This window comes from Mesorhizobium sp. M5C.F.Cr.IN.023.01.1.1 (assembly GCF_003997585.1).
In the GTDB taxonomy this organism is placed as follows: domain Bacteria; phylum Pseudomonadota; class Alphaproteobacteria; order Rhizobiales; family Rhizobiaceae; genus Mesorhizobium; species Mesorhizobium wenxiniae.
This window is the reverse complement of sequence record NZ_RZSU01000161.1, coordinates 1-11,729: the sequence shown is the minus strand read 5'-3', so window position 1 is coordinate 11,729 and position 11,729 is coordinate 1. Positions and strand designations below refer to the sequence as shown.

Sequence of the window (11,729 nt, the reverse complement as noted above, 5' to 3'; positions counted from 1 at the left end):
GTCTTTGCCTCGCGCATGACGCTGAGCGTCAGCAGCGCCAGATCGGGGGCCGCGGTCGCTTCACCTTCGCCGGTGACGACGATACGGGGAGGGGGCGGCGAATCGGTCGCGCCGGCCATCGCCGGAAACGCGATTGCGGCGGCGAGCGCCAAGGGCAAAAGATGTCTGGTCATAAAAATCTCCTCGGTCTGCGATCCAGTCGCGCTTGTCGACTACCGCATCGAGCCCAAAAATCGGAATCGATTTCGGAAAGCACGATGCGTAATTCAAAGCGTTAGAGCGTACTTTGCGCGTCTAAGTGGACGCATGTCGCTCTAATGTCTGAATATGGGCTGATTTGGACGATCTCGGCCAGCCAGTTCGGAAAGCCTTGTGCGATTCGGGGAAAAACATTAATCCAGCCGCGTGTGGGGCCTGTAGCTCAATGGTTAGAGCCGGCGGCTCATAACCGCTTGGTTGGGGGTTCGAGTCCCTCCGGGCCCACCATAACCATTGTTTTTATTCACAAAAAGTGCCCTCGGCCCAAAACGTTTTGGGCCCATTATGGGCCCAAAGCAGGACCGTGGTCCCGGTTTGTTCCGACTCGATTTGATTATCTGACGATGCGGAGGTTTGCCCGCCGCTTCATGGCGTCGCGTTTGGCCTCGCGCTCGTTGATGGCACGAGCAATATCAACCGCGATCCGCTTCTTATTGGCCTCACGCACATACTCATCTGTTACCGTCATGGAGGAATGACCCATCGCCTCCATGATGGCGCGCGCCTGGATGTTGCATTCAGCGAGGTAGGTGCCGAAGGTGCGGCGCAGGCCATGAAGCGTGTAGCCGCTTGGAATTCCCGCCTGCCGCGTCCAGTGCTGCATCATGCCGGTCAGGCTCTTTTCCGAGAATGACCTGCCATAGGCGTTCTTTAAGACCGTGCCGCCTCTCGAGCGATCGAGCAGGTCCAAGGCCGTTGCTAGTTTGTCTACGACTGGAATGAACATCTCCCGCCCGCCATGGCGGTTGCGGTTCTTCTTCTGGCGGAAATCAAAGGCCTCGATTAGCACCAGCGAGCCGTCGAACAGTTCGATCTCTTCGGTTAAAAGATCGTCCCACTCAAGAGCAGCGATATCGCCGCGCCGATTTCCAAGCCAGAACCCCAGTGCATAGCAGGTGCGCGCGGCTGTACCGATGGGGTGTCGCTCCTCGAACTTTTCGCGCATCGCAATTGGCCAAGCTGGGTTCTTGGTCGATTTGGGCACCCGCACGCGGATAGATAGCGACGGATCATCCTGCGGCTTGATCCATTTTTCGACATCGGTCGCGACCCATAGAAGCTTCTTGATGGCGACCAACGTGTGTTTGGCGACTGTGCGGTTCGTCCTGAAGATGCCTTCAATGATGGCGCGAAGCCGATCCGCGTCGAGATGTTCAACAGGAGTATTGCGCCAGGTGAGTGGGTAGTTGGGATCGACCGGCAGGTTGAGAAAACGCTCAATCAGTCGCGCATTCTTCTGCTGCGTGGCTTCATCAAAGCCCAACCACTCCATTGTCGTTTCAAGCCGGCGCGCGGCATGACCAAAGGTTTTTGGCAGTGCCCGACCGGGCAAATCGACGATAACTGCCTTCTTGCCTTGACCCTGCGTGGCCTTCTCGTAAGCCGCCTCGAACTCGGGATCGCCGGGCTTACCGGGAAGGCGGATTTCAGGCATGCCCTTTGCGCGGTAGCGATAGATTAGCTTGCCGTTCTTGAGGCGCGAAGATACCCCAGGGTAACGGGCATCCTTAAATGGCCGAGCCATCAAATGCTCCTTTCAGTCCGGGGGACCCTTTCAGACTCGCCCGTAGCGAAAGGGTTTTGCTTTTGATGGCAACGCGCAGGAGCACCGGGTAACGAAACCCTCTTCCTTGCTCTATGCCTTCAAAGGTGCGCCTCGGTATTCCCAGTACCTTGGCCGCGGCTTCGGCAGTAAACCCTTCCTTTGCCCGCCATGCTTTCACGTCTTGCGCAAGTTTCTCATTCTCGTTCACATCATGCCTTCCGCACGGGCTATCATCGTACTACGCCTGCAGCGTATACGCAACGAGCGTAGTTGCTATCTTTTTTCCACGCCCCGTTTGCTTCGTTCCAACAGCTCTTGAAGGCCGCTGTCTTTGTCCGGCAACGAGGTGAAAGCGATATCCAAGGCTACACGATCCCAGACAGCGCGGCTATTGATGCGCTTGGGCTTTGGCATACGCCCATCGGCAACCATCTCGTCAAAAAGCGTCGATCCGACACCGATGTAACGAGCTGCTTCCTCACGAGATAGCCCTCGTGGGGGATACGAGATTGCGTCACTCTTCATGGACGCTGCCTCGGTCCTGATACTCCGGGCGGGTTGGTGTCGAAGCACAAAGCCGCATCCTAGTTGCCATTTCGCTGCGAGCAGATCGTGTTGGGCTAAAATAAGAAGAGCCTCGTTAAGCGGAAGCGGCCTGACTAGCTCGTGCGGCGTAAACTGGTAGCAACGTGTGGACTGTGGATCACGGGAGGAGAGCGTTTCTAAGCGGACTCGTGGGGCAAGTCGGTGGACGGCTACATTGCATTGTGCACGACCGGGGCTAACCACCTGCGACATCCCGCTGGCCCTCTTGCGCACCCTCCCTCAGTGTCGAAATCGGAGCCGTTATCCCGAGGACCGTCGAAAAACCGCCGTCGCAGAGTTGCCACTCTTTGGTGCTGAAACCGATATTTCTAATCATATCGGTTTTAACTCATCGCTCAAACTTTAGATGGAGCAAGGCAATTTCGGCTCGTCGATCGAAGTCGACGAGGGCGCCGCACAACGATTGGCAGCTTTGCGCCAGGAGTGGCGATCAGCGAGCCACTACTCAGACGTCCCGTTTGGGCCGACAGTAGGCGGTCGGGTCTTGGCGAATGAAGATACGAAAGCAGCCGGTCACCGACGTGCTTCGCATGGCGTCCGGCTTCTCTGTTAGGATGTGTTTGAAAGACGATCGCTGCATGGTCCAAGTTTCGCCCTCGACACCAGCTCTCGATCTGGACATTAAGAAAAGTCCGCAGTGTTCGGAAGAATTCCGAACTCTACGGCCGCATCGTCAACGACATTGCGCCTGATCTGATGAGAGACAGGTACACTTTCAAGGACTTGTCGGATTTCGAATACAGGGCTCGCGACGAATCGATCGGGCGGGCGTACATGGGGCACATCTATTGGACGGAGATGCTGTACCGGGCGCATATGGCTTCGGTCGCATCGGTGTTCCGTACGTCCAGGTGGATCAAGGTGGCGGTCCGCGAACATGAGGCGGGAAGTCTATATGGCTGCGCGTCGGCGTGTAGAAGCCTGATCGAATCCGCAGGCGATATAAACCACAGCCTGGGACCAGTGGCCCGGACGCTCGCCTACAACAAGGATGCGATACGAGCCGAGATTTCCGTCAGGCTGGGGAGCCCATGCTGTCCGCTAAGGAGTTGGAAGACACGCTGATACACTTCACGCATGCCCGGAAGGTGCTGAAGACCGAAAAGACACCGGCAGTCGCAAGGCGATGCAGACCTTCCAGTACGTCGACCACGTGGATGGAATGAAGATTCCCGGCATAAAGCCGTTCCTACGCGAAACTTTGCGAGATCGGTCACCCGGCTGCCGACTCCGTGTCGGTGACCTTCGTTGCCAATGCCGGAGCCTGGATCGTAGACCCCGGCAACGAGATCGTCGTTCTCAAGGCGTTGCTCGCTGAACGGCAAGATACTCTCTCGGGCGTGCTAATGGCGTCGTTCAATGCCCCGCTCTTAATCCTAAGAACCCTTCACGCGTTCGATCTTTTCACGAGGCTGCGTAAGTACCATTTCGATGAAATTCCTGAGTGGAAGAAGATCCAAACCGCGCTGCGATCGTAGGCCATGAGCGGATCGAAAGACGTTCCGCCTTTCGACACGCATGGCGTGGATATTCGGTCTGCTAATCCTTCGAACACTTGCGTTCGGGCCCTCACGTCTCGCATAACTGCCATCACGAGGGGGAGGATTCGATGGTCGAGCAGGTCATTCAGGTCGCGGTGCACGACCTGAAGAGGAATTCCGAGAGTTTTGAAACGGTGTCGGGTAACGCGCACCTCAAGGTCTCGGAAACGGTGGAGCGCGTGGTCGGCGAGCTGCACGCCATGTATGCGAGCCGCGCCTCGAAGTCTCACGGGCGCTTCGCGGCAAGCTCCGACAACTATCCGGCACAGACCTATCTTGACGAGTTCCGGAAGGGCGACTTCAAGGACTTCGCCACGCTCACGGCCAAGCTGATGACGACACTGACCGTTCAGGCGCGCCGAAAGCCCGGGGCGACGGGCGGTCACGTCCTTTTCGCGCATCTCGAGAAGGACGAGCAACGGTTTCTGCTAGTGGCGATCATCAACGACAAGCTCGGTGCGGCGCTCACCAAAAGCTTTGACATCGCGTCAGTCGAACACCTCGACCTCGACGGCTTCCGCTTCGCCGGCCGGATCAACATGACGGCATGGACTAACTCGGCGGACCGTTACATCGGCTTCCTAAAGGGCAAGGGGAACGTCGCCGAGTACTTCAAGGAGTTCCTCGGTTGCGACAGCACCGTTCAGGACCTCGAGGATACCAGGACACTGGTGCGCGTGCTGAACGGTTTCGCCGAGCCGGCGAAGGGCTTCGTGAAGGACAAGCAAGCTTTCCTGCAGAAGGCGTACGACATCTGCCAGCGATACATCCGGGACAACGAGCCTTTGGATCTCGAGACATTCTCCAACGAGCTCTTTCCAGAGAACCCGAAAGAACTCGCCAAATCGCTCGGAGATCCGGATGTCGGACTTGGCGACGGCTTCGTTCCGAAGAAGCGAGCGCTGTCGCCGATGGTGAAGTTCTCCGCGAAGACGCGGCTCTGGTCGGTCGAATTCAATCGGCAAGCCCTTACCGACGGCAAGATCGTCTATAACGACGACAAGAAGACCCTGACCTTCACCGAACTCCCTCCCGACCTGATCGAAAGACTGGAACACGATCAGGAGTAGCGTAGCCTCATGATCACGTTCGACCAGCTGATAGCACTCTACCGCAACACGGAGTTCTCGAAAGATGGCTCCGCGGGAAAGTTGACGGTCCGCGATTACAGCATTGTGGAAACGCTGAAGCAGATTGAAAGCGATGAGAAGGCTTTCGACGACGCGGCATTCACGGTCGACTCAGCGTCGGCGGTCGTCATAGGCGCGACAGTTAGCGTCGAAATCGGCGCTCCACGCACAGGACTTGGCTTCCTCGCGCTCACCCTCGACCGGCTGCTCGAGAACCGTCGCAACCGCATAGCCGAGCCGGAGCGCTATTACCTGATCGAGGAGAGGTTCGCCTACAACGATACCGTCGTTCCCGACGCCGTCGCGCGCTACCGGAACGCATTGCGCCTGGTCCGCACCTTAAAAGAGGCGGCTGCGTTTCTCGACCCGTACCAGGCGGAGATGCTGTTCCTCGGCTCGATCCGGCTGATGGTCCGTGTAGACTTCAGGTCATCGGACCTTGTCTCCGTAAACTCCATACTGGTCGACGAGTTCGAGAACTTCGTCATGCAGAAGGTGCACAAGGACCAGAAGGCTGCGATCGTTGCTACCACGCTCATCGAGACGTGTCGCACCCATCCCGAAGGCGAGCGCTTCAGGTACCTTCTTCGACACTTTCGGGACTTCGTCACAAAGTGCGAGGACAGCTATAGGCTGTTCGCGTCGGAGTTCTCGTACGACAAGATCCGGGGGAAGGCGGAAGAGGCCATCGCGGACTACACCGGTAAGATCCATAAGACATTCCATGACATCCAGAACCAGATAATGGGCATTCCCGTCGCGAGTGTGATCATCGCCACGCAGCTCAAGCCCGCAACTCAATGCGACGTGAATTTCTGGGCAAACCTCGCCATCTCGCTCGGTGCAACGCTGTTCGTTGCCCTCCTGGCGTTTGCCATCGTCAACCAGCTGCTGACGCTGTCGACGATAGACGACGATCTGACCCGACAGAAGACCAAGCTGAAGGGCGATTACTCGGTCGTCGCCGCGGAGTTCCTCCCTCTTTATCGCAAGCTGGAAAACCGGATTACACTTCACCGATTCGTCCTTGGCATCATCCTTGTCGTCTGCGGGCTCGGGGCGCTACTCACCTGGCGCATTTATTTCCAGCTGACAACTCTGATGCCGTGGGCGTGCTGAGAGCGCCGTTCGGGTCACGCCATAGAAGCGAGATTCGTTCGATTGGGGCACTATGGGCCATGTGGTTCACTCGAACGGACTGCCCGCTTTCGGTGAAGGCAAACTCTGCCTGAACGGCCGATTAGAGGCGCGGTGCTGCCGGACAACTTGGCGTGGCCGCGACACGCAAGGTGAGGTTTTTGGGGCGCCTCCCTCATGCGCGCGCTTGGAAGGCTTCGTCTTGAAATACAGCCAGTTGAGAAACGCGTCGGCGTCCGTGAAATCAGCGCCACCGATGCGCCTCCGCAGCGCGTCGATGGTAGCGCACAATTGCGTGTATCGTTCGGCCGACAGCGTTGCGACAGTTGGACTTCGAGGCGCGCCAATGCCGATCGCCGCTAGGGCGCCGGAGGTATTGCCGTTGAAGACAGCGTACCGCTTCGGGGCGAAGGTGCAGAGAATCGCCGTGATCATATTCACGCCCACGCCAGGAATACCGAGCGCTAGCTGACGCATCTGCTCGTAACCCCGTTCTGGCGCGAGTTTGGCTGCCTTCCTGCCCGCGGCGAACAGTGTGATCGTCTTCTTGGGATGATCGAGTGCCGCCGACCCTCGTCGATGAATGTCGCCGGAATGCCAGAGATGTTGATAAGGCTCTCTTGAAGAAATCAGATTGCTTAGATTCTCTGCGAAGACGCTCCTCATTTCCTTCGAAATCCTCGGCGCGTTGCCGAGATCCGCGATCAATTGCTGAACCTTCAATGCCTTGTCCCGATCGGTCCGGCGCTTCGCCAGCGCGGAACGTTCGGTCTTGTCTGCGCGGTACTGGCGGAGGAAGCCATTCAAGCGCCGCAGATCGAACTGTGCGGCGAAGTTGTCTTCGAGCTCTTTCTCAAGTTTGCGTCGCAATCGCTCGGCGTCTTTGTGTCGCGAGGCATATTGCCCAAGCACCAGGTCATCGAGTTCTTGGAAGCTGCCGCTCTCACGAAAATCGGCAAAGGTGACTTTCAGATCCGACGACAGTTGTTCGTCCGAGTTCACGGTCGCCAGGATTGAAATTTCATCGTTTGTTGTCAGGGCGCCGGTCGTGAGGTTCGCTGACCCGATCAGACACCGAACCTGGCCTTCGCTTCGTCCGACATAGGACTTCGGGTGAAAGGTTGCGGTCTTGCCGTTTGCAAGAAACATTTCGAAGGCCCCGAACCGCTTCTTTATTGCGAGCAAATGCGCGAGCGCCTTTGGCTCGGTGATGTAGAAATCAGTACCGAGGAAAGCTTCAATTTTAGCGCCCTGCTTCAGGCGTGCCTCTAGGAGCAGCCCGATGATCCGTGCGCCACCCTCTTTTAGGAAGGCGACGGCGATGCTGATCTGCTCAGCGCCCTCCAAAACATGGGCGACAGCGGTCCGATGATCATCGGACGCCTTGTTCTGGATGAGTCGCATGCCGGTACATCCCCCTCAATGGCAGAATCCGCCGTCTCGAGAATAGCGGCTACCGTCCGATTTACCGCCATCTAATAGATATCCGTGTGCGTCAATTGCAACGATGTTCGAGATGTCCGCCGACAATTGTAACGAAACCTCGGATAGACTGCCGGCAGCTCACGAGCCAGGTAACAGACGACGGCTTTCGGGAACGGATGGGGGCACTTTATACGACCGATATGGCGCATTGCAGCCCGTCATTCTTGGGGCCGATAGCGGACTGGAAGCTTCGGGCCTCGGATCTTCCATAACGGACCTTCAATTCGGTGCGAGTATCTTCGTGACGTGACCCGAAGCAGACGCTTCAACAGGCCTGCTTTCGGGCCAACCGGCTAGAAAGTTCTACCTTGAACTCTGAGTGAATTCCCCGACTTTCCTGAAACACGACCTTCGCCCTGCCTGCGCAGATGGGCGATCGAGCCATATTGGCCAGCTTGGCGCTAGCCAAGCTGCGATTTATTTTCTCGAGTTTGAAACGGATCTCTGTTAACTGATAAGGGATTCGGAGAATCTCATGTCGAATCAGACCGTCGCAAGCCTATTTTCGGGAATTGGTGGATTCGAGGTGGGTTTCGCCAAAGCGGGCCTAAAGACGTCCCTGATGTGCGAAAAGGATTCTGCGGCACAGGCCGTCTTGCGAAGCCGCTTTCCGGAGATCAGTCTTGTCGACGATGTCACGGCCATGCCTCGTCTTCCCAAGTGCGACGCCCTTGTCGGTGGCTGGCCTTGCCAGGATCTCAGTCAAGCTGGACGGATGGCTGGTTTGGACGGCAGCCAGTCCGGGCTGGTGTCGCACGTGTTCAGGTTGCTCGACGCTACACCGAAGAAGCCGAATACTATAGTTCTCGAAAACGTTGCGTTCTCCCTAAATCTGCAGAAGGGCAAGGCAGTACGGTACGTTACCGCCGAGCTAGCCGAACGCGGCTACCGCTGGGCGTACCGCGTGCTGGACACTCGGGAATTTGGGCTTCCGCATCGACGCCGGCGCATTTTCATCGTCGGCATGTTGGAGGGTGACCCCGGAAACCTCCTCTTCGACGGTATCGACCGCGTAGCGCCCGCAAGCGATTGGGCGGCCAACATCGGATTTTACTGGACTGAGGGCAATCGTGGCGTGGGTTGGACCCCTGATGCAGTACCACCCCTAAAAGGGGGCTCCGGCCTAAGCATACCTTCACCGCCTGCTATTTGGACGGTGGAAACTGGACTGTTTCAGACGCCTGGCATCGAGGATGCGGAACGCCTTCAAGGTTTCCCCGCTGGCTGGACGGCGGCTGCCCGCGACACCAATAAGGGCGAGCGCGGGCGCTGGCGCCTTGTTGGCAACGCTGTGAGCGTGCCTGTGGCGACCTGGGTCGGACAACGTCTGGTGGCCTCGGAAGCCCACAGCCTTGCCTATCAGGAACACGGTACCGAGACGCTTTCCCAGCACAACGCGGCGTGGGGTGGCCCTAAGCAGACTTCACGCTACATACCTGGGGCGGGTGAAGGACCGGCAGACGAACGCCGCGTCTCGATCGCGAGCTTTGGCTTGAACGATGCACAGACATTATCCGTCCGCGCCGCCGAGGGATTTCTTCGCCGCTACATGAAGAGTGGGCTAACTAAGAACCAAGACTTCGCGCAAGCACTGGCGACCCACTGCGGTCTCGAAGAAGTACCCGCCTAAACGCGGCGGTAGTGCTGCCTTGTCTTGTAGCGCTCAAGCCCCTTAATGAGCGAGACCATGAAGATCCTTGTCCGTCGAAACTTCTCGGTAATGTCCTGAGTGCTGAATTGGGAACCGACGGTCTCGAACGTCTCGGCGCCATGAGCAAGTGTGTTGCGCATCTGTCTTATAAGGACCAGGTCGGAACCGCCGAGGCAAGATCGCGGTGGTCGCCATCGGCTTTCGATCCGCGCGACGAAGCGTAGCAATTCCTCGTTGTCGACATTTCCGGAAAACGGCAGACGGCGCAGGTCTGATTTCCAGTCCACGACCCCAGGCGCGAACCTGGCCACGTCGCGGATGAGGCTGTCGTGGTTGGCGCCCTGGGTGAGCCGGTCGCGGAAGTGAGCTCGGGCTATCTCTTCCTGCCAGTAGTCTTTCAGAGCCATAAAGCCGCCACCGCCTGCCAGGATCTCCTGTCGCAGCCCTACCAACGCCTCTCGGGAACCGAACTCTATGCAGTTGTACATCATGATGAAGGCGGAGGCGCGGGACGCCGTGATCGCCGCCGTTGCGCGGTAGAAACTGCGGCCGGGTATGTTGTAAACACGCTCCAGCGACTGCAGAGACTTTAGGTACTCGGACACGTCCTGCGCGCGGACGCGAAAGCGTCCCTCAACGCTCATACGGACGGCCGAGCAGGCTGTCGCGGACGTATTCGATACGCCCCCGGAGCTTCGGAGCACTGTTGCTGGCGTCCGTCCGCACCAGCTCCTCGAACTGCTTCGACCGCAGCCATGCATCCGATGGCGGCCTTAAGGCCGGATCGCTCCGTAAGGCGAGCGCCGTTCCAACGGCAATGGCTTCGAAGCGGACACGAGGAACGCGTTTCCCTCCATCCGGCCGATAGAAGGCCTTCGGATAGTACATGCGGATAAACTGCATTGTCCGCTCGAATTCGGCGCCCATCTCCGAGAGCCGCGCTTCGTCAGTGGACTTGTTCAGCTTGTCCATGTTGGAGTCGAGGAATTTCCTGACATCGTGGCGGAACGCCAGGTAGCGGTCGCAGTAGATGAAAAAGCGCGTGACTAGCTCTTGACGCTCGCTGCGAGCGTCGACGCCCTTGGCCATATGGGGCGTCAAGCTCTTAAAGAGGTCTGATGCAGCCCTTTCAATCACCAGATCGAGGAAGGCACCGCGGTAAACGCCTTTCCGTATTTCGGCGTCTTCAAGTCGCTTTCCTGATGTGTTGAGGCGCCTGAACAGCTCAACACGGGTGCTTTCGTCGGTTCCCTGGTCCAAGACGAACGAACGTATTGGCGTGTTGTTGAGACGCCGCTGCACCGAGGGCGGCAAATCGGCGAAATGATATCCGTTCAGTATGTCTAGCTTCTCGAGACCTCTCAGCGCGAACCCATCCCGCAAATATCGTACTAGGCTTCGGATCCGTTGCGAGCCGTCAACGATCTCCAAGCGCCCCTCGACGTCATAGAGGAATACCGGAGGAACTGGGACCCTGAGGATGAGGCTCTCGATGAAATAGGAGCTTTGCTCCTCGTTCCAAGCGAGGCTTCGCTGATACTCCGGAACGTAGATGTCCCCTTCCGTCTCGGCCTCATCGCGAAATTTCGAAACCACCAGTTCGACGGAAAAGTCCGTAACAACGTACCGAGCCTCCCGGCGCACATCATCGACGATCGCAGCCACTTCGTCCGGGTCTGCCAACTGCAGTAAAAGGTTCGACATAAGGTTTTGGTCCCGACAAGATGCATAGATGTCAGATTCTTGGCATGATCGCTAGCGAGGCAGAGAATCGGAACCCTGCGTCGCTCGCCCAACACTCGGCGCCGTGAGGAAAATGTCTTGACGGCTTTCGGTGAGGATGGTCAGATACTGGACGCAGAGTTCGAGGTCGAAGAAACGGCCATCGGGGTCGACATCGTGCTTCACTCGAATGGCGGCGTCTCCCGAGGCAAGCCCGCCTACAACCCGGACTATATCGCGACCCTTGAAACCATCTTAGCCCGCCTCGCGGTGCTCGGTGGCAATCTTGAGGGGGCGTGGGTCGACAGTAAGGCCCTCGCCGACCTCGACCCGAACGACCGTCGAGTTAAATTGGAGACGGCCGACTATCCCATTCGTCTATCCGACGTTTCCGATATCGGCGAACTCAGATTGCAGATCCGCCGGAGCGTTTCAACGATCGGAAGGTCGGAACGTCGATCTGCCGGCACCGGCAATAAAAGTTACGACTAGCGGTATCTTTCGACATCCGCCCTTCTCTTCCGAGACTAGAGCGCGTCCTGTTTAATCCGGTTCATATCCTGCGGCTTTGAAGTAGTTGGCACATTCGGCTGTGGTGAAGAGGTCGACGACCGCGCCGACCGTGTCCCACAACGCCTTGATGGTTCTCTCGG

At 57.8% G+C, this 11,729-nt stretch carries 11 protein-coding genes, 1 tRNA gene and 1 pseudogene; 6 read left to right on the top strand and 7 right to left on the bottom strand.

The features are described 5' to 3' along the window. The first annotated feature begins 410 nt into the window (after positions 1-410). Positions 411-486: transfer RNA gene (locus tag EOA78_RS33270), tRNA-Ile, on the top strand. Positions 487-592: 106 nt separating this feature from the next. On the opposite strand, the gene EOA78_RS33265 is transcribed toward EOA78_RS33270, so the two are convergent. From EOA78_RS33265 to EOA78_RS33255, 3 genes are all read right to left on the bottom strand, one after another. Then, on the bottom strand, positions 593-1,783 hold the full coding sequence (locus tag EOA78_RS33265) for a site-specific integrase (protein WP_091595079.1): 1,191 nt from the start codon (positions 1,781-1,783) through the stop codon (positions 593-595). Beyond that, positions 1,767-2,012: a helix-turn-helix domain-containing protein gene (locus tag EOA78_RS33260; RefSeq protein WP_236387255.1), complete on the bottom strand. Its 246-nt coding sequence runs from the start codon at positions 2,010-2,012 to the stop codon at positions 1,767-1,769. Before EOA78_RS33260 ends, EOA78_RS33265 begins: the two co-directional genes overlap by 17 nt. Positions 2,013-2,077: 65 nt before the next feature. Beyond that, on the bottom strand, positions 2,078-2,329 hold the full coding sequence (locus EOA78_RS33255; RefSeq protein ID WP_091595315.1) for a hypothetical protein: 252 nt from the start codon (positions 2,327-2,329) through the stop codon (positions 2,078-2,080). Positions 2,330-3,642: 1,313 nt separating this feature from the next. Between EOA78_RS33255 and EOA78_RS33250 the strand changes: the two genes are divergently transcribed. From EOA78_RS33250 to EOA78_RS33240, 3 genes are all read left to right on the top strand, one after another. After that, on the top strand, positions 3,643-3,888 hold the full coding sequence (locus EOA78_RS33250) for a hypothetical protein (RefSeq protein ID WP_126034262.1): 246 nt from the start codon (positions 3,643-3,645) through the stop codon (positions 3,886-3,888). Positions 3,889-4,019: 131 nt separating this feature from the next. Next, positions 4,020-5,021, top strand: coding sequence for a nucleoid-associated protein (locus EOA78_RS33245; protein WP_091595086.1), 1,002 nt, complete (start codon positions 4,020-4,022; stop codon positions 5,019-5,021). 9 nt (positions 5,022-5,030) lie between these two features. Continuing rightward, positions 5,031-6,200, top strand: a complete 1,170-nt coding sequence (locus EOA78_RS33240) for a hypothetical protein (protein ID WP_091595088.1) — start codon at positions 5,031-5,033, stop codon at positions 6,198-6,200. A 66-nt stretch (positions 6,201-6,266) separates the two neighbouring features. On the opposite strand, the gene EOA78_RS33235 is transcribed toward EOA78_RS33240, so the two are convergent. Then, on the bottom strand, positions 6,267-7,622 hold the full coding sequence (locus tag EOA78_RS33235; protein WP_091595090.1) for a hypothetical protein: 1,356 nt from the start codon (positions 7,620-7,622) through the stop codon (positions 6,267-6,269). 556 nt (positions 7,623-8,178) lie between these two features. Here EOA78_RS33235 and EOA78_RS33230 point away from each other — a divergent pair. Beyond that, positions 8,179-9,333, top strand: a complete 1,155-nt coding sequence (locus EOA78_RS33230; protein ID WP_091595092.1) for a DNA cytosine methyltransferase — start codon at positions 8,179-8,181, stop codon at positions 9,331-9,333. Here the strand turns inward: EOA78_RS33230 and EOA78_RS33225 are convergent. Next, positions 9,330-9,998, bottom strand: coding sequence for a hypothetical protein (locus EOA78_RS33225; protein ID WP_091595094.1), 669 nt, complete (start codon positions 9,996-9,998; stop codon positions 9,330-9,332). The two genes, EOA78_RS33230 and EOA78_RS33225, sit on opposite strands and share 4 nt — an antisense overlap. Beyond that, a complete protein-coding gene (locus EOA78_RS33220; protein ID WP_245477954.1) occupies positions 9,988-11,037 on the bottom strand; it encodes a DUF262 domain-containing protein in 1,050 nt (349 codons plus the stop codon). The genes EOA78_RS33225 and EOA78_RS33220 overlap by 11 nt, the downstream gene beginning before the upstream one ends. Positions 11,038-11,175: 138 nt before the next feature. Between EOA78_RS33220 and EOA78_RS33215 the strand changes: the two genes are divergently transcribed. Beyond that, positions 11,176-11,568 carry a hypothetical protein gene (locus tag EOA78_RS33215; RefSeq protein WP_091595098.1) on the top strand — a complete coding sequence of 131 codons (393 nt, stop codon included), beginning with the start codon at positions 11,176-11,178 and terminating at the stop codon, positions 11,566-11,568. A 51-nt stretch (positions 11,569-11,619) separates the two neighbouring features. On the opposite strand, the pseudogene EOA78_RS36650 reads toward EOA78_RS33215, so the two are convergent. Then, positions 11,620-11,729, bottom strand: a pseudogene (locus EOA78_RS36650) (IS630 family transposase); the annotation flags it as partial.